At 67.5% G+C, this 17,339-nt stretch carries 18 protein-coding genes; 4 read left to right on the top strand and 14 right to left on the bottom strand.

Features of this window, described 5'->3' with window-relative positions; genetic code table 11:
• Positions 1-14 precede the first annotated feature (14 nt).
• The 14 genes from C516_RS0106035 to rpmH all read right to left on the bottom strand — a co-directional run bounded on the left by C516_RS0106035 (position 15) and on the right by rpmH (position 10,781).
• Positions 15-551: a F0F1 ATP synthase subunit delta gene (locus tag C516_RS0106035; protein WP_018717463.1), complete on the bottom strand. Its 537-nt coding sequence runs from the start codon at positions 549-551 to the stop codon at positions 15-17.
• Positions 552-563: 12 nt separating this feature from the next.
• Positions 564-1,034 (bottom strand): F0F1 ATP synthase subunit B, encoded by a 471-nt coding sequence (locus C516_RS0106030; RefSeq protein WP_018717462.1) that lies wholly within the window; start codon positions 1,032-1,034, stop codon positions 564-566.
• A gap of 53 nt (positions 1,035-1,087) precedes the next feature.
• On the bottom strand, positions 1,088-1,357 hold the full coding sequence (gene atpE / locus C516_RS0106025; protein WP_018717461.1) for a F0F1 ATP synthase subunit C: 270 nt from the start codon (positions 1,355-1,357) through the stop codon (positions 1,088-1,090).
• Positions 1,358-1,407: 50 nt separating this feature from the next.
• A complete protein-coding gene (gene atpB, locus C516_RS0106020) occupies positions 1,408-2,172 on the bottom strand; it encodes a F0F1 ATP synthase subunit A (protein WP_018717460.1) in 765 nt (254 codons plus the stop codon).
• A gap of 18 nt (positions 2,173-2,190) precedes the next feature.
• Complete coding sequence (locus C516_RS18765) at positions 2,191-2,541, bottom strand: ATP synthase subunit I (protein ID WP_169509129.1); 351 nt, start codon at positions 2,539-2,541, stop codon at positions 2,191-2,193.
• 117 nt (positions 2,542-2,658) lie between these two features.
• Positions 2,659-3,519 (bottom strand): ParB/RepB/Spo0J family partition protein, encoded by an 861-nt coding sequence (locus tag C516_RS0106010; RefSeq protein ID WP_026320978.1) that lies wholly within the window; start codon positions 3,517-3,519, stop codon positions 2,659-2,661.
• 17 nt (positions 3,520-3,536) lie between these two features.
• A complete protein-coding gene (locus C516_RS0106005) occupies positions 3,537-4,319 on the bottom strand; it encodes a ParA family protein (RefSeq protein WP_018717457.1) in 783 nt (260 codons plus the stop codon).
• Positions 4,316-4,987 (bottom strand): 16S rRNA (guanine(527)-N(7))-methyltransferase RsmG, encoded by a 672-nt coding sequence (gene rsmG, locus C516_RS0106000; RefSeq protein ID WP_018717456.1) that lies wholly within the window; start codon positions 4,985-4,987, stop codon positions 4,316-4,318. The genes C516_RS0106005 and rsmG overlap by 4 nt, the downstream gene beginning before the upstream one ends.
• The gene (mnmG, locus tag C516_RS0105995) at positions 4,980-6,869 is read right to left on the bottom strand and encodes a tRNA uridine-5-carboxymethylaminomethyl(34) synthesis enzyme MnmG (RefSeq protein ID WP_026320977.1); all 1,890 of its coding nucleotides are present in this window, start codon (positions 6,867-6,869) and stop codon (positions 4,980-4,982) included. The genes rsmG and mnmG overlap by 8 nt, the downstream gene beginning before the upstream one ends.
• 120 nt (positions 6,870-6,989) lie before the next feature.
• Entirely contained in the window at positions 6,990-8,345 is a 1,356-nt protein-coding gene (mnmE, locus tag C516_RS0105990; RefSeq protein WP_018717454.1) for a tRNA uridine-5-carboxymethylaminomethyl(34) synthesis GTPase MnmE, read from the bottom strand.
• Between the two features lie 13 nt (positions 8,346-8,358).
• Complete coding sequence (gene yidC / locus C516_RS0105985) at positions 8,359-10,053, bottom strand: membrane protein insertase YidC (RefSeq protein ID WP_018717453.1); 1,695 nt, start codon at positions 10,051-10,053, stop codon at positions 8,359-8,361.
• The gene (gene yidD, locus C516_RS0105980; protein WP_018717452.1) at positions 10,041-10,280 is read right to left on the bottom strand and encodes a membrane protein insertion efficiency factor YidD; all 240 of its coding nucleotides are present in this window, start codon (positions 10,278-10,280) and stop codon (positions 10,041-10,043) included. The genes yidC and yidD overlap by 13 nt, the downstream gene beginning before the upstream one ends.
• Positions 10,265-10,645, bottom strand: coding sequence for a ribonuclease P protein component (gene rnpA, locus C516_RS0105975; RefSeq protein WP_018717451.1), 381 nt, complete (start codon positions 10,643-10,645; stop codon positions 10,265-10,267). The genes yidD and rnpA overlap by 16 nt, the downstream gene beginning before the upstream one ends.
• Before the next feature lies 1 nt (position 10,646).
• Positions 10,647-10,781, bottom strand: a complete 135-nt coding sequence (rpmH, locus tag C516_RS0105970; protein ID WP_018717450.1) for a 50S ribosomal protein L34 — start codon at positions 10,779-10,781, stop codon at positions 10,647-10,649.
• 195 nt (positions 10,782-10,976) lie between these two features.
• Here rpmH and dnaA point away from each other — a divergent pair, with 195 nt between their 5' ends.
• From dnaA to gyrB, 4 genes are all read left to right on the top strand, one after another.
• Positions 10,977-12,329: a chromosomal replication initiator protein DnaA gene (dnaA, locus tag C516_RS0105965; RefSeq protein WP_018717449.1), complete on the top strand. Its 1,353-nt coding sequence runs from the start codon at positions 10,977-10,979 to the stop codon at positions 12,327-12,329.
• A gap of 227 nt (positions 12,330-12,556) precedes the next feature.
• The gene (gene dnaN, locus C516_RS0105960) at positions 12,557-13,657 is read left to right on the top strand and encodes a DNA polymerase III subunit beta (protein WP_018717448.1); all 1,101 of its coding nucleotides are present in this window, start codon (positions 12,557-12,559) and stop codon (positions 13,655-13,657) included.
• 18 nt (positions 13,658-13,675) lie between these two features.
• Complete coding sequence (gene recF / locus C516_RS0105955) at positions 13,676-14,812, top strand: DNA replication/repair protein RecF (protein ID WP_018717447.1); 1,137 nt, start codon at positions 13,676-13,678, stop codon at positions 14,810-14,812.
• 16 nt (positions 14,813-14,828) lie between these two features.
• Positions 14,829-17,246, top strand: coding sequence for a DNA topoisomerase (ATP-hydrolyzing) subunit B (gene gyrB, locus C516_RS0105950; RefSeq protein ID WP_018717446.1), 2,418 nt, complete (start codon positions 14,829-14,831; stop codon positions 17,244-17,246).
• The last annotated feature ends 93 nt before the right edge of the window (positions 17,247-17,339 follow it).

Raw genomic sequence — 17,339 nt, 5'->3', positions numbered from 1 at the left:
GTTGAATCTTCCCCTTAGCGGCTCACTGCGCCGGCGAGACGCTTGAGCCTGCCCTGCACGGAACCGTCGATGACCAGATCGCCCGCGCGGATCACCGCGCCGCCGAGAAGCGACTCGTCGATCTCGGCGGTCAGCGTCACCGTACGGTCGAGACGCTTGGACAGGGCCGACTCGAGCCGGGCCCGGACATCCTCGTCCACCGCCTGTGCCGCAACCAGCCGTGCCTCGACGGTTCGCTCCGCGTCGGCGCGCAGGTCGCGATACTGTGCCGCGATCTCGGGCAGCACCTGCAGGCGCGAGTTGTCGATGAGCAGATGGACGAGGTTGCGCCCCTGTTCGGTAAGCCCCTCGCCGCACACCCCGATGACCAGGTCGGCGCGCTGCTCGATGGTCAGTTTGGGACTGCCGAGCAGCTGGGCCATCTCGGGATGGCCCACGACGCCGGCAAGCAGCTCAAGCTGCTCCGACCAGGCCGCGAGCGCATCCTGCTCGCGGGCAAGGTCGAACAGGCCCTTGGCGTACGGCCGGGCGACGGTAGTGCTCTCCGCCATGTTGGCTTTGCCTCAGAGTTGGTCGGCCAGCTCTTCGAGCATGGCGTTGTGAGCCTTGGCGTCCACCTCGCGCTCGAGGATGCGGGAGGCGCCCCGGATCGCCAGGTCGGACACCTGCTTGCGCAGCTCCGAGCGGGCCTGGGCGACCTCCTGCTCGATGCGTGCCTCGGCTGCAGCGTGCTCACGCCGGGCCGCCTCCCGCGCTTCCTCGCGGGATTCGTCGACGATCTCGCTGGCACGCCGGTTGGCCTGCTCGATGATGTCGCTGGCCTGCTGCTTGGCCTCACGAATCTGCTCGGCCGCCCGCTTCTGCGCCAGCTCGAGCTCGTGCTGGCCGCGCTCCGCGGAAGCCAACCCGTCGGCAATCCGTTTTTCACGGTCATGCATGGCCTGCCGGATCGGCGGCCAGACGAACTTCATCGTGAACAGGATGAACACGAGGAACGTGATCATCTGTCCGATCAGGGTTGCATTGATGCCCACGGCTGAAACTCCCGGTTGCTGCTTGGTTTAGCGTTCGAAGAGCGCTTCCCGGGTCAGCCGCCGAGCGCGCCAAGCAGCGGGTTGGCGAACATCAGCAGGGCCGCGAAGGCAACACCGATGATCGCGAGGGCGTCGAGGAGGCCAGCGACGATGAACATCCGGACCTGGAGGTCTCCGGTGAGCTCGGGCTGGCGCGCAGCGCCCTCGAGGAACTTGCCGCCGAGCAGGCCGAAGCCGATGCCGGTACCGAGGGCGGCGAAAGCGAAGATCAGGCCGACGCCGATGGCGGTGTAAGCCTGAACCTGAGCGATGATTTCTTCCATGGGTTCCTCCCGACTAGATGATGAGGCGTTAGAAGTGTGGCGTTACGGAGTCAGTGCTTTTCGTAGGCGAGACTCAGATAGACTATGGTCAGCACCATAAAGATGAAGGCCTGGAGCGGGATCACCAGAATATGGAAGATCGCCCAGGCGGTGCCGGGGATCCACTGGATCCAGGCCGGCAGCAGCGCGATGAGGATGAAGATCAGCTCCGCGGCATACAGATTGCCGAACAGTCGAAGGGCCAGCGAGACGGGCTTGGCGACCATCTCGACGATATTCAGGATCAGGTTTGCGGGCACCAGCAGCGGGAAGCTGCCGAACGGGTGCGTCAGCATCTCCTTACCGAAGCCGCCAACGCCCTTGCCCTTCATGCCGTAGACGATGATCAGCACGAACACCGTCAGTGACAGGCCGAAGGTGGCGTTCATGTCCGCCGAGGGCACGATGCGCAAGTACGGCACGCCCATCGCCGCCGCCAGGTCCGGCAGGAGGTCGACGGGGATGAGGTCGAGGAGGTTCCAGAACAGCACCCACACGAAGATCGTGAGCGCCAGCGGGGTGACGAACTCACGCGGCCCGTGGAAGCTCTCCTTGACGGTCTTGTCGACGAACTCGACGACGATCTCGATCGCGTTCTGCAGCTTGCCCGGCGGGCCGCTCGTCACTCGGCGTGCGACGGCATAGAACAGACCGAGGTAGATCAGCCCCGTGATCCAGGAGAAGATGAGGGTGTCCACGTTGAGGGTCCAGAAGCCGTCGCCGATCTGCAGATGCTGCAGATGGTGCTGGACGTATCCCGTCGCAGATTCGGCCATACCTTGATCTTCCCGTCGTTACGTCGTTTTGTCCGTGTCGCCGAGCAGGGCCAGCCAGTACGCACCCAGCGTGGCCGCCAGCGTCGTGACCAGGGGAATCGGGTGGTCCCGGAACCCCAGGATCGCCAGTGAGATCAGCACGACCGCGAGCAGCAGCTTCATCGCCTGGGCGCGATAGAAGGCCGCCAGCGCTGCGCCGGGGTTGTCCCTCGGCTCGCGCAAGAAGACCTTCACGGCCACGTACAGGCTCAGCACAGTGCTTATGCCTCCACCCGCCGCTGCCGCGAGCCCGGCGCGGGCGCCTGCTGCAAACAGCCAGACCGATGCCGCGGCCAGGGTGATGGCGAGCTGCATCAGGACGACTCTCATGGCGACCCGCATTTAAAGCACGCAGCTCCCTTCATGCCCCCGACCGTGGCAAGGCGTGCGAAGTATAAAGAACTGATCGACAGGGTTCAACGCCGGTTCCCGCTCGCCGACGCACACCTACCGGATGTGCTCGAGAATGCCGTCCAGCTCGTCGAGGCTGTTGTACTCGATGACCACGCGACCCTTGCCGCTGCGAGCGTGGCGGATCGCCACGCTCGCGCCCAGGCGGCCGCTTAGGTCGTCCTGGAGGCGGCGGATGTCCGGGTCCGGAGCCGGTGTCTCCCGCCGGGGCGTCCCCTCGGTGTAGCGCCGCACCATTGCCTCGGTCTCGCGCACGCTGAGCCCCTTCTCCGCGACCTGCTGCGCGATCCGTGCCTGGTCCGCCATGGGCAGGCCGAGCAGGGCCCGGGCATGGCCCATCTCCAGGCGCCGGTCGCCGATCAGCGCCTTCACCTCCGGGGCGAGCTCGAGCAGGCGCAGCAGGTTGGAGACGCTGGCCCGGGAGCGTCCGACGGCATCGGCGACGCCCTGGTGGGTCATGCCGAACTCCTCGGTCAGGCGCTTGAGCGCGGAGGCCTCCTCCAGCGGATTGAGGTCCTCGCGCTGGATGTTCTCGATCAGCGCCACCGCGATGGCGGTGTCGTCGGGGACATCGCGCACCAGCGCCGGGATCTCGGTGAGGCCGGCAAGCTGGGCGGCGCGCCAGCGGCGCTCGCCGGCGATCAGCTCGAAGCGCTCCTCCGGCAACGGACGCACCACCACCGGCTGGACCACGCCCTGGGCGCGGATGGAGTCGGCGAGCTCCTGCAGCGCGGCGGGGTCGAACTCGGTACGCGGCTGGTAGCGCCCGCGCTGGATCAGGTCGACGGGCAGCTGGCGCAGTTCGCCGCGGGCGGCCTGCGCCTCGGCGGCGTTCTCCGGCATGCCGCCGAGCAGGGCGTCCAGCCCCCGTCCCAGTCCCCGACGTTTCTGGCTCATGGGCTCGTCCTCCGACATCAGGCACTCGCTGCGGCGCGGCGTTCGCGGCGCAGCAGCTCGGAGGCCAGGGCCATATAGGCGATCGCACCGCGGGAGGCGCGATCGTACTGTAGCGCGGGTCGGCCATGGCTGGGGGCCTCGGCGAGGCGGACATTGCGCGGGATCTGGGTCCGGTAGACCTGTTCGTTGAAGTGGGTGATCAGCTGGGCGCCCACCTGGTTGGCCAGGTTGTTGCGCGGGTCGAACATGGTCCGCAGCAGTCCCTCGATCTCGAGTGCCGGGTTGGCGGTCTGCTGTACCCGGCGGATGGTGTTGAGCAGGGCGGTCAACCCCTCCAGGGCGTAGTACTCGCACTGGATGGGGATGAGCACGCAGCTCGCGGCCACCAGCGCGTTCACCGTGAGGATGTTCAGCGACGGCGGGCAGTCGATGATGATGTGATCGTAATCCGCGCTCACGCCCTCCAGCGCGGCGGCGAGCCGACGCTCGCGGGCCTCGCTGTCCAGCAGCGCCACCTCTGCGGCGGTGAGGTCGCCGTTGGCGGGCAGGACGTCGAAGCCGCCGTCCTCGAGGGTGACACGCACCTCCGGTGCCTCGGCCTCGCCCATCAGCAGCTCGTAGTTCGTGCTCGTCAGCGCATCCTTGTCGATGCCGGCGCCGACGGTGGCGTTGCCCTGCGGGTCGAGGTCGACGAGCAGGACCCGCTTGCGGTTGGCGGCCAGCGAGGCCGCGAGATTGACGCAGGTGGTCGTCTTGCCCACCCCGCCCTTCTGGTTGGTGACGGCGATGATGCGTGTCATGTCTCAGCCCTGTCGCGTTGTGACGCCTGCGCCGGGGTGGCGGTGAGCTCGATGAGGTGGCGCTCGGCGTCCAGGCCGGGCACCCGTAGCGCGCGGACGGCCCATGATACCCCCAACGCCGCGAGTTCCGACAACTCGTCCGCGGGATAGCGGCCCTTCATGGCGTAGGCGTGCCCGCCGGCGGCGAGGCGGGGTGCGGCAAGCCGCCAGAAGGCGGCGGTGCTGGTGAACGCCCGCGCGGTCACCGCGTCGAACGTACCCCCCGCCTGCTCGCCCCGGCCGTGGACCACCTCGCAGTTGTCCAGGCCGAGGGTCATCACCGCCTGGCGCAGGAAGCGGGCCTTCTTGCCGTTGCTGTCCAGCAGCGTCACCGCCAGCGACGGCCGCGCGACGGCGAGCGGGATGCCCGGCAGCCCCGCGCCGGTGCCGAGGTCGAGCAGCCGCTCGCCCTCGACCCGGGGTAATACGGCAAGGCTGTCGAGGAGGTGGCGCACAACCATTTCCCGCGGCTCGCGCACGGCGGAGAGGTTGAACGCCCGGTTCCAGCGCGCCAGCAGCACGAGGTAGCCGATCAGTCCGTCGCGCGCGGACTCGGGCAGATCGAGGTCGAGGCCCTCGAGGCCGGCATCGAGACGGCGCCGGAGATCGCGGCTGTCCGGCTCAGGCACTGCGCCGCAACGCCCCCTGGCGCTTGAGGTGGACCAGCAGCAGCGACACCGCCGCCGGGGTGATGCCCTCGATGCGTCCGGCCTGACCGAGCGTCGCCGGACGGTGGCGCTGGAGCTTCTCCCGGACCTCGCTGGACAGGCCGACGACCGCCGCATAGTCCATGTCCGCCGGCAGGGCGACGGACTCGTGGTCGGCGGCGCGGTCGATCTGGCGGCGCTGGCGTTCGAGGTAGCCGGCGTACTTGGCCTGCACCGCCACCTGGGCGGCGCTGCGCCCGGCGGGCAGGGCCTCCTCCATGCCCGGGAGCGCGCGCAGGGCGTCGTAATCCACCTCCGGGCGGCGCAGCAGGTCGAGCAGGGTCTGATCCCGGCGGAGCTCGCCGCCGAGCACGCGCCCGGCCGTTGCCGCGGGCACCCGCGCCGGGGTGAGCACGGTCGTGCGCAGGCGCTCGAGCTCGCGCTCCACCGCCTCGCGATGGCGTTCCACGGCCGCCCAGCGGGCCTCGTCGATGAGGCCGTGGGCACGGGCGATGCCGGCGAGGCGGAGGTCCGCGTTGTCCTCGCGCAGGTGCAGCCGGTACTCCGCGCGGGAGGTGAACATGCGATAGGGCTCCCGGGTGCCGCGGGTGACCAGGTCGTCTATCAGCACCCCGATGTAGGCCTCCTCGCGGCGCGGGCACCAGGGCTCGCGCCCGGCGGCGTCCGCGGCGGCGTTCATCCCGGCGACCAGCCCCTGGGCGGCGGCCTCCTCGTAGCCGGTGGTGCCGTTGATCTGGCCGGCGAGGTAGAGCCCCGGCAGGTAGCGCGTCTCCAGGTGCGGCAGCAGGTCCCGCGGGTCGAGGAAGTCGTACTCGATCGCATAGCCCGGACGGGTCACGTGGGCGCGCTCGAGCCCGGGGATGGTGCGCACCAGGGCGACCTGCACGTCGAAGGGCAGGCTCGTGGAGATGCCGTTGGGATAGACCTCGTGGGTGTCCAGCCCCTCCGGCTCCAGGAAGATCTGGTGGCCGTCCCGGTCCGGGAAGCGCACGACCTTGTCCTCGATGGACGGGCAGTAGCGCGGCCCGACCCCCTCGATCTCGCCGGAGAACATGGGCGATCGGTCCAGCGCGCCGCGAATCAGCTCGTGGGTGTCCGCGCTGGTGTGGGTGATGTGGCACGGCACCTGGCGCGGGTGCTCGTCGCCGCGGCTCCACAGCGAGAAGTAAGGCGCCGGGCTGTCGCCGGGCTGCTCGGCGAGGCGATCGAAGTCGATGGAGCGGCCGTCGAGGCGCGGCGGCGTGCCGGTCTTCAGGCGCTCCACGGTGGTCGGCAGCGCGCGCAGCCGCCGGGCCAGGGCGTTCGCCGGCGGATCGCCCGCACGGCCGCCCTCGTGGCTGCGCTCGCCCACGTGGATGCGCCCGCCGAGGAAGGTGCCCACGGTCAGCACCACCCGCGGGGCGCGGATCGTGAGCCCCATCTGGGTGACCACACCGGCGACGCGGTCACCCTCGACGAGGAGGTCGTCGACCCCCTGCTGGAACAGCTCGAGTCCCGGCACCGCCTCCAGCGCCCCACGCACGGCGCGGCGGTAGAGCGTGCGGTCCGCCTGCGCGCGGGTCGCGCGCACCGCCGGGCCCTTGCGGCTGTTCAGGGTGCGGAACTGGATGCCGCCGCGGTCAATGGCCTGCGCCATGATCCCGCCGAGGGCGTCGATCTCGCGCACCAGGTGGCCCTTGCCGATACCGCCGATGGCCGGGTTGCAGCTCATCTGGCCGACGGTCTCGACATTGTGGGTCAGAAGCAACGTGCGCGCGCCGCCGCGGGCGGCGGCCGCGGCGGCCTCGGTGCCGGCGTGACCGCCACCGACGACGATGACGTCATAGGCCTGGTCGTATTCCACGGCGGCTGCTACCTCGATGATGATGCGGGCGTGATCGACCGGATGCGTAACCGTACACAATAGTCCGCGCCGCGTCGTGCGCTCAAGGTGAAAATCCCACGGTCCCGGACGGCCCCGGGCCTACTTGCCGATGCAGAAGGTCGCGAAGATTCGCCCGAGCAGCGCCTCGCTGCTCACCCGGCCGGTAATCCCGCCCAGGGCCTCCTGCACCGCGCGCAGCTCCTCCGCCACCAGCTCGCCGGCGGCGTGGGCATCGAGCTGTTCCGCGGCGGCGGCCAGGGCGGCGTCTGCCCGTTCCAGCGCGTCCACGTGACGGGCCCGGGCGGCAAAGGCGGAGGCGGGCGCCGCGTCGTGGCCCGCTGCGGCATGGAGGTGCGTGGCGAGCACGTCCATGCCCGCACCGGTACGCGCGGACAGCCGCACCTCGGGACCCAGCTCGCCGGCGGGCTCGACGCCCGGCACCGCACCGCTCAGGTCGATCTTGTTGCGGATGATGGTGAGCGCGGTGCCGGCGGTCAGCTCGCCGGCGAGCGCGCGTTCGGCCTCGGTGATGCCCTCGCGATCGTCGACCACTAGCAGCACGTGCTCTGCCTCGCTCACGGCGCGGCGGGCACGGCGCACCCCCTCCTGCTCCACCGGGTCGTCACTGTCGCGCAGGCCCGCCGTGTCCATGATCTGCAACGGCAGCCCGTCGATCGCGACCCGCTCGCGGAGGACATCGCGGGTGGTCCCGGGGATATCGGTGACGATAGCGGCGTCGCTTCCGGCGAGGCGGTTCAGGAGGCTCGACTTGCCCGCGTTCGGGCGGCCGACGATGGCCACCGCCAGGCCCTCGTTGAGGGTGCGCCCGCGGCGGGCCTCGGTCAGGGTCGCCGCGAGGGTGTCGCGCAGCGCGGCGAGCCGCCGGGAGAGTGCTGGATCGTCGAGGAAGTCGATCTCCTCGTCGGCGAAGTCGATCGCCGCCTCCACGTAAGCACGCAGGCCGGTGACGCCCTCCACCAGCTCGTCGACGCGTCCGGCGAACGCGCCGGAGAGCGAGCGCATGGCGGCGCCCGCGCCGGCCTCGGTGCGGGCGTTGATGAGATCGGCGATGGCCTCGGCACGGGTGAGGTCCATGCGGTCGTTGAGATAGGCGCGCCGGGAGAACTCGCCAGGCTCGGCGCGGCGGGCGCCGAGGGCGCAGAGGGCGCGCACCACCCGCTCGAGCACCACTGGACCGCCATGGCCCTGGAGCTCGAGGACGTCCTCGCCGGTGAACGAGTTCGGGGCGGGGAAGTACAGCGCGATGCCCTCGTCGAGCACCTCGCCGGCGGCGTCGCGGAAGACACCGAGGCGGGCATGGCGGGGCGCCGGCAGGCGCCCGAGCACCGCCTCGGCGAGGTGCGGTACCGCGGGCCCGGAGACGCGCACGATGCCGATACCACCGTGTCCCGGCGGTGTCGCCACCGCGCAGATCGTCTCCGTCGCCGCGGTCACGGTGTGTGCACCGTCAGCCGCCGCGGGACTGCCCGTCGGCCGCCTCGATGCGCCGGGTGATCAGCCACTGCTGCAGGATCGAGAGGCTGTTGTTAGTCACCCAGTAAAGCACCAGGCCCGCCGGGAAGAACACGAAGAAGACCGTGAACACCACCGGCAGGAAGCTCATGACGCGCTTCTGCACCGGGTCCATGGGCGCCGGGTTCAGCCGTTGCTGCAGGAGCATGGTCGCCCCCATGATCAGCGGCATGATGTAGTACGGATCCGGCGCGGAGAGGTCGTGGATCCACAGGATCCATGGCGCGTGACGCAGCTCGACGCTGCCGAGCAGGACCCAGTAGAGCGCGATGAACACGGGGATCTGGATCACGATGGGCAGGCAGCCGCCCAGCGGATTGACCTTCTCCTCCTTGTAGAGCTTCATCAGCTCCTGGTTCATGCCCTGGCGATCATCGCCGAAACGCTCCTTGAGCTGCTGCATGCGGGGCTGGAGCTTGCGCATGCGCGCCATCGAGCGGTAGCTCGTCTCCGAGAGCTTGTAGAACGCGGCCTTGATGCCGAGGGTCAGGATGATGATCGCCCAGCCCCAGTTGCCGATCACGCCGTGGATCCAGCTCAGGGCGATGAAAAGCGGCTTGGAGAGGATGGTCAGCCAGCCGTAATCGACGGTGAGCTCCAGGCCGTCGGCCACCGCGGCGAGACGGTCCTGGTCCTTCGGGCCGACGAACAGCCGGCTGCTGAAGGTGGTCGACTCGCCCGGCGCCACCGTCTGCCACGGCGAGCTCATGCCGATGGCGTAACGGTTATTGTGGACCCGCGAATAGAAGCGCTCGGTGACGTCCCGACTCGGCACCCAGGCGGCGAGGAAGTAGTGCTGGACGAAGGACACCCAGCCGTTGGTGACCTCCTGGGACAACGGCTTCTCGTCCATGTCGTCGAAACCGTACTTCTGGTAGCGGTTCTCCGGCGTGAAGAACGCCGCACCAGTATAGCTGCGGCCACCGAGGAATGAGCTGCCGTTCTCGGGCCGGTCGCGGCGCAGCTGAACGTACTGATAGGCGCGGTAGGGGGCGTCGCCACCGTTGTCGACGGCCTGCTCGACGTCGACGACGTAGCTGTCGCGGCTGAACACGAACCGGCGGGTAACGCTCACCCCGTTGGGCCCGGTCCAGGTCATGGGCACAACGATACGGTCGTCCCCCTCGGCGAGGCGGTACTCCGTACGCCCCACCTGCCAGCGGGCGTCACGACCCGGTGCCGGGGCGTCGTCGCCGATCAGTCCCGCCTCGGCAACGAAGTACGGATCCTCCGGCTTCAGTACCGGAAAGGGCTGGTCGCCCCCCTGGGTGACCGAGTGCTTGCGCAGCGCTGCGGACACGACGCGGCCGCCGGCGGTGTCGATGCGCACGTCAAGCAGGTCGGTAAGCACACGGACCGTCTGTCCGGCGGTGTCCGCGCCGTCCCCGGAGTCTGCCGTCCGCGGCGAGTCCGCGGGCACCTCGTCACCGGTGCCGCCGCCCGTGGATGCCTGCTCCGAACCGGCCGCGCCGGCAGGCCTGGCGCCCGACGGTGACGATGCCTGCTGCTCACCACTCGCGGTGGCGGTCGGCTGGGGCTGCTGTGGTGCGTTTTCCTGCTGCCAGGCGTTCCAGAGCAGCAGCAGCAGCGCACCGAGCGCGGCGAATAGAAACAGCCTTACGTTTTCCATGGGCGGTTATCCTGGGGTTCGGGTACCGGGTCGAGCCCACCGGGACAACCCGGGTGGCAGCGGCCGAGCCGGCGCAGCGCGAGCATGGTGCCCCGCCAGGGGCCGTGGCGCTCGATCGCCTCGACGGCGTAGCTGGAGCAGCTGGGCAGGAAACGGCAGCGCGGCCCGAGTACCGGGCTCACCAGGTACTGGTAGCCGCGCAGACAGAGGATCAGGACCCGGCGCATCGCCGCTGAACCCGCGCGAACAGCGCCGAGACCGAGCGGTGCAGCACGGCCCGGCTCACGTGGCGCGCCTTCGGTCGGGCGATGACCACGATATCCACATTGGGCAGGTGGTGACGTTCGCGGCGAAAACATTCACGGACGATACGCTTGATGCGGTTTCGGTCCACCGCCCGGGGAGCGGCCCGCCGGGAGACGGCCAGCCCGACTCGGGCCTCGCCGGGTTCCGGCTGCGTCCGGAAGAGGACGGTGAAATGCGCGTCCGCGACCCGGGTCGCATCGGCGAAAACACGGGAGAACGCCCGGGAGTCGGTGAGCCGGGCGTGACGCGGAAACGCTGCCCGCCCGGCCCCTGCGTCCCGGCGCAATTTACGGCGTCAGGCGCGCGCGCCCCTTGGCACGGCGGCGGGCCAGCACCTTGCGGCCGTTACGGGTCGCCATGCGCGCCCGGAAACCGTGGGTGCGCTTGCGGCGAATGACACTGGGTTGGAACGTCCGCTTCATGACGTGATCCCACTCTTGTCCTGATGTCCGGGATGACGGCGGACAGGGTCCACCGCGGATTTGCTGAGCCGGCGAAGTTAACCGCAACCCCCCGGCATGTCAATGCCGGCGCGCTGTGGATAACCTGGGGATGAGCCATTAGACTTCCCGGTCACCATTACACGCCATCCCCGATGCACGAGAGGTAGGACGTCCGTGGCCGAATCGCTATGGAAGGGGTGCCTGCGGCGGCTGGAGCGGGAGATCCCCGATCAGCAGCTCAACACCTGGATCAGGCCGCTTCAGGCCCGGGAGCACGAGAACCAGCTCTGGCTGTATGCCCCCAACCGCTTCGTGCTCGACTGGGTCCGCGAACACTTCGCCGGGCGGATCGAGGAACTGCTCGCCAGCCAACAGCCGGAGGCACCGCCGGCGCTGCGCCTGGAGATCGGGACCAATGCCGCCGCGGCGTCCGCGGTAGCGGAGGCGGCGGAGAACGAGGCCCCCCCGGCACAGGCGCCGGCCGCGAGTGGCGGGGTGAAGCCCTCGGCGTCCAGCCTCAACCCTAATTTCACCTTCGACACCTTCGTTGAAGGCAAGTCCAATCAGCTCGCCCGTGCCGCGAGCGTGCAGGTGGTCGAGAACCCCGGCGGTGCCTACAACCCGCTGTTCATCTACGGGGGCGTAGGCCTCGGCAAGACCCACCTGATGCACGCCATCGGCAATCGCCTGCTCGCCAACGGCAGCGGCGGCGAGGTGCTGTACCTGCACTCCGAGCGCTTCGTCGCGGACATGGTCAAGGCGCTGCAGCACAATGCGATCAACGAGTTCAAGCGCCACTACCGCAGCGTCGACGCCCTGCTCATCGACGACATCCAGTTCTTCGCCGGCAAGGAACGCTCCCAGGAGGAGTTCTTCCACACCTTCAACGCGTTGCTTGAGGGCCAGCAGCAGATCGTAATGACCTGCGACCGCTACCCGAAAGAGGTTAACGGTCTCGAAGAGCGACTGAAGTCCCGCTTCGGCTGGGGCCTGACCATCGCCATCGAGCCACCAGAGCTCGAGACGCGGGTGGCGATCCTCATGAGCAAGGCCGCCCAGGAGGGCGTCGAGCTGCCGGACGAGGTCGCCTTCTTCATCGCCAAGCGTATCCGCTCGAACATCCGCGAGCTCGAGGGGGCGCTGCGGCGCGTGCTGGCAAACGCCCAGTTCACCGGCCAGCCAATCACCGTGGACTTCACCAAGGGCGCGCTGCGGGACCTGCTCGCACTCCAGGACAAGCTGGTCACTATAGAGAACATACAGAAAACGGTGGCGGACTATTACAAGATCCGCGTCGCTGACCTGCTCTCCAAGCGCCGGAGCCGCTCGATCACCCGGCCGCGTCAGGTCGCGATGGCGCTGGCGAAGGAGCTCACCAGCCACTCGCTACCGGAGATCGGCGACGCCTTCGGGGGGCGCGACCACACCACGGTGCTCCATGCCTGCCGGAAGGTCGTTGAGCTGCGGGAAGGCGACCACCGTCTGGAAGAGGACTATGGCAACCTGTTGAGAACACTGACGACATGATGTGGATAACCTGTGTGGAAGCACGGGGTAACTCGGCGGCGAAAGTTATCCACAATTTCCACACAGCGGTGGACACACGCAGGGAAAGCTCTATCCACAGATTTTCCTGGAAGCAGGCTACTGACTTAAAAAGGAAAAACAGGGTTTTCCACGGTATTGCCGGGCCGCAGTAACAACAACAGGCTTTAAGGTTTATACACAGAATCCTATTGGGAGTCGCCGGGACCATGCACTTCGAGATCGACCGCGAAACGTTCCTCAAGCCCCTCCAGTCGATTATCGGCGTCGTCGAGCGACGGCAGACACTGCCGATTCTGAGCAACATCCTGATCGTAGCGGACAGCAACAGCCTGTCCCTGACGAGTACGGACCTGGAGGTCGAGCTACAGGCGCATCTGTCACTGCCCGTGGAGGAACCCGGGCAGATCACGGTACCGGCCCGCAAGCTCCTGGACATCGTGCGCAACCTGCCGGATGAGAGCCGTCTTACCGTTCGGGTGGAACAGGACCGCGCAATCATCCAGTCCGGACGCAGCCAGTTCCGGCTTATGACGCTTCCCGCCGGGGACTTCCCCAGCGTGGAGGACATCGGGGATGTCGAGGAGATCGAACTGAGTCAGGCCAACCTCCGCTGGCTGATCGACAAGACCCACTTTGCGATGGCCCTGCAGGACGTGCGCTACTACCTCAATGGCCTGCTCCTCGAACTGGAACCCGATCACCTACGGGCAGTGGCGACCGATGGTCACCGATTGGCCCTCGCCGAATTCAATGCGCAGATCGCCCTCGAACAGCCGCGCCAGGTCATAGTGCCGCGCAAGGGTATCCAGGAGATCCTCCGGCTGCTCGAGCACTCCGATGAGCCGGTACGTGTCGAGCTCGGTAACAACCACATCCGGGCACGGCTCCCGCACCTGCGGTTCACGTCGAAGCTTATCGATGGACGTTTCCCGGACTATCAGCGGGTTATCCCGGAGGCGGACGGCAACTGCGTACATATCGACAGGGAGTCACTGCGCCAGGGCCTGGTCCGTGCATCGATCCTGTCGAACGAGAAATACCGCGGCGTCCGCGTCGTACTCAGCGGGGATTCGGTCACCATCCGGTCGGAAAACCCGGAGCAGGAGCAGGCCGAGGAAGAGTTGAGTGCCGAATACGGCGGGGACGACCTCGAAATCGGTTTCAACGCTGGCTATATGCTCGACGCCGTCGGGGCAATCGAGCAGCCGAGCATCGAGATGTTCGTCACCGATGCGAACGCGAGTGCGTTGATTCGCGGTGAGGGTGAATCGCAGGTCCGCTACGTCGTCATGCCCATGCGTCTGTAGACTGGGCGATTGAGGCCAATGCCTGATGCCGGCGTGACCGCGCAGCGCACGGCGGAACGCCGCCTGCGCGATGTCCATGTCGAAAAGTTTCGTAACCTCGTTGAGGCGGATCTGCGTCTTGGCAGTCGCTGGACGATCATCTCCGGTGACAACGGCGCCGGCAAGTCCGCGTTGCTGGAGGCAATTTACTGCCTGTCCCGCGGTGAGGGCTTTCGTCCCGGAAACGTCACCCAACTCGTTCGCCACGGAGAAGCGAATTTCCTCGTCCGTGGCGTCATCGCAAGCGACGATACCGTGGTGGGACGGCTCGCGATTGTTCGGGGCCGTTCAGGATTGCGGTTACGGGTGAATGGGGAGGATGAACGCTCGATCGCGACATTCGCCCGCCACCTTCCGGTCCTGGTAATCACTACCGAAGGGCAGAGGCTGCTGACGGATGGCCCTGGCGGGCGACGCGCGCTGGTGAACTGGGGCGTGTTCCACGTGGAACATCGGTTCGCCGGGCTCTGGCAACAGTACCGGCGCGTGCTCCGCCAGCGGAATCTCGCGCTTCGCCGCGGTGACGGCCGCACGGTTCGTGCGTGGGCGCCCAGTCTCACCGACCTCGGCCAGCAGGTCCGCGAACATCATCAGACGTATCTTGAACGGCTCCTCCCTTACTGGGACGCGATCGCCACGGAGTTCCTCCCGGACATTCGCCTCGAATGGCGCTACCATCCCGGCTGGCGTCGTGACGAGACGCTAGCCGGGAGCCTGACACGCCAGTCTGAACAGGAAGAGCGGCTCGGCTATACGCTGGCCGGCCCCCACCGCGCCGACTTCCGTCTCCGCGCCGAAGGGCATGACGCCCAATACGTCCTATCGCGCGGGCAGCAGAAGCTTGCCGTCATTGCGCTCAAGCTTGCGCAGCTTCAGCTGCAGGGCGGCGAAGGCCCACAACGCCCACTGGTGCTGGTCGACGACCTCGTCGCCGAGCTGGACGCCAGACACCGAGGTGCGGTGCTGGAACGTCTAGCGGCGATGGATATCCAGGCCGTATTAACGGCGATCGACCCCGCGTCATTGCCGGCGACAGTGGCCGGCGACAGCTCCGACACGCGCATGTTCCACGTGGAACAGGGCAATGTGACCGAAGTGGTACAATATCCCAGTTAACCGCAGGAAACGCCCTATGACGACTCAGACCGAATACGACTCGAATCAGATCAAGGTGTTGCGTGGCCTCGACGCCGTGCGGAAACGGCCCGGGATGTACATCGGCGATACCGACGATGGCACCGGCCTTCATCACATGGTCTTCGAGGTGGCCGATAACTCCATCGACGAGGCCCTCGCCGGTTACTGTACCGAGGTCGCCATCGTCATCCACGGTGATAACTCCGTAACGGTCACGGACAACGGGCGCGGTATCCCGGTGGATATCCACACCGAGGAGGGCCGGTCCGCCGCCGAGGTGATCATGACGGTCCTGCACGCCGGGGGGAAGTTCGACAACAACTCCTACAAGGTCTCCGGCGGCCTTCACGGCGTGGGCGTCTCCGTCGTGAATGCCCTGTCCGAGCGCCTGCGGCTGGTTATCAAGAAACACGGTCAGATTCACGTCCAGGAATACCGCGATGGCGAGCCGGTATCCCCGCTGAAGGTCGTCGGCGAGACGGACGAGCAGGGGACGCAGATCACGTTCCACCCGAGCTCCGAGACCTTCACGAACATCGACTTCAATTACGATATCCTCGCCAAGCGTTTCCGTGAGCTATCGTTCCTCAACCCCGGGGTGAGGATCGTGCTCAAGGACGAGCGCAGCGACAAGGAAGACGTGTTCGAGTACGCCGGCGGTATCCGGGCGTTCGTCGAGCACCTCAACAAGAACAAGCGCCCCCTCCATCCCGCGGTCTTTCACCTGTCGACGCAGCGCGAAGAGGTCCAGGTGGAGGTGGCGATGCAGTGGAACGACTCCTACCAGGAGTCCATATTCTGCTTCACCAACAACATCCCCCAGCGGGACGGCGGCACCCACATGGCGGGGTTCCGCGCGGCGCTGACGCGCACGCTCAACGCCTATATGGAGGCCGAGGGCTACACCAAGAAGCTCAAGGTGAACCCCTCCGGCGACGACATCCGCGAGGGTCTGACGGCCGTTGTCTCCGTCAAGGTGCCGGATCCCAAGTTTTCCTCGCAGACCAAGGACAAGCTGGTCTCCTCCGAGGTGAAGGGGCCGGTCGAGAGCGCGCTCGCCGAGGCCCTGCACGATTTCCTCTACGAGCATCCGCAGGACGCCAAGGCCATCATCGAGAAGGTCATCGATGCCGCCCGGGCGCGGGATGCCGCGCGCCGCGCCCGGGAGATGACCCGGCGCAAGGGCGCCCTGGACATCGCGGGTCTGCCCGGCAAGCTCGCCGACTGTCAGGAGCGGGATCCGGCCAACTCGGAGATCTACCTCGTGGAGGGCGACTCCGCCGGCGGGTCGGCGAAACAGGGGCGTGATCGCCGGACCCAGGCGATCCTCCCGCTCAAGGGCAAGATCCTCAACGTCGAGAAGGCCCGCTTCGACAAGATGCTGTCCTCCGCCGAGGTGGGCACGCTGATCACGGCGCTCGGCTGCGGTATCGGCAAGGACGAGTTCGACCCGGACAAGCTCCGCTATCACCGCATCATCATCATGACCGATGCGGACGTGGACGGCTCTCACATCCGGACCCTGCTGCTGACGTTCTTCTACCGGCAGATGCCGGAGCTGGTGGAGCGCGGTCACATCTACATCGCGCAGCCGCCTCTGTACAAGGTCAAGCGCGGCAAGCAGGAGCATTACGTCAAGGATGATCAAGAACTTACGGAATACCTCCTGACCCTGGCCCTGGACAAGGCGAGCCTCTCACCGGGGGCCGATGCCGCGGCGATCACCGGCGAGCCGCTGGGTCGTCTCATCCGCCAGTACCTGCGCACGATGGAGATGATCGATCATCTCGGCCGGCGCAGCGATCCGGCGATCCTCCGCGCGATGACGGCGTTGCCGCCGCTGTGGGAGGACGACCTGACCGCGGGACAGTCGATGGCGGCCTGGTTCGATCAGCTCGTGGAGCGTCTCAATCAGGACCAGCCGACCGGCACGGACTACCGTGTGCAGGTACGCACGGGCACCGAGGGCGGCTTCCAGGACGCGGTCGTGACCAAGCGCATGCACGGGATCTTCTACCCGTACACGTTCCCGGCGCAGTTCTTCCTGTCCCAGGAGTACGAGACGCTGCGCAACCTCAGTGACGCCCTGCAGGGCCTGCTGCAGGCCGACGCCACGGTGCATCGGGGCGAACGCCAGAGCGGCGTCGCGAGCTTCCAGCAGGCGGTCCAGTGGCTGCTGGACGAGGCCAAACGCGGCCTGTCCGTCCAGCGCTACAAGGGTCTGGGCGAGATGAACCCGGATCAGCTCTGGGAGACCACCATGGATCCCCATACCCGCCGGCTGCTGCAGGTGCGTATCGAGGATGTCGTGGGCGCGGACGGCATTTTCACCACCCTGATGGGGGACCATGTCGAGCCGCGGCGCGACTTCATCGAGCGCAATGCCCTTCAGGTGAGCAACCTGGATATCTGATACCGGCGTTAATGGGGGCGGCCTTCCCCCGGCCGTCGCGGCCATCGTCTGTCCCGTCCGCCTATCGCGGATCGGGAGACATCAAAAAACCCC

This window comes from Arhodomonas aquaeolei DSM 8974 (genome assembly GCF_000374645.1).
In the GTDB taxonomy this organism is placed as follows: Bacteria; Pseudomonadota; Gammaproteobacteria; order Nitrococcales; family Nitrococcaceae; genus Arhodomonas; species Arhodomonas aquaeolei.
The sequence above is the reverse complement of the archived record's forward strand: the minus strand, read 5'-3'. Positions and strand labels throughout refer to the sequence as shown.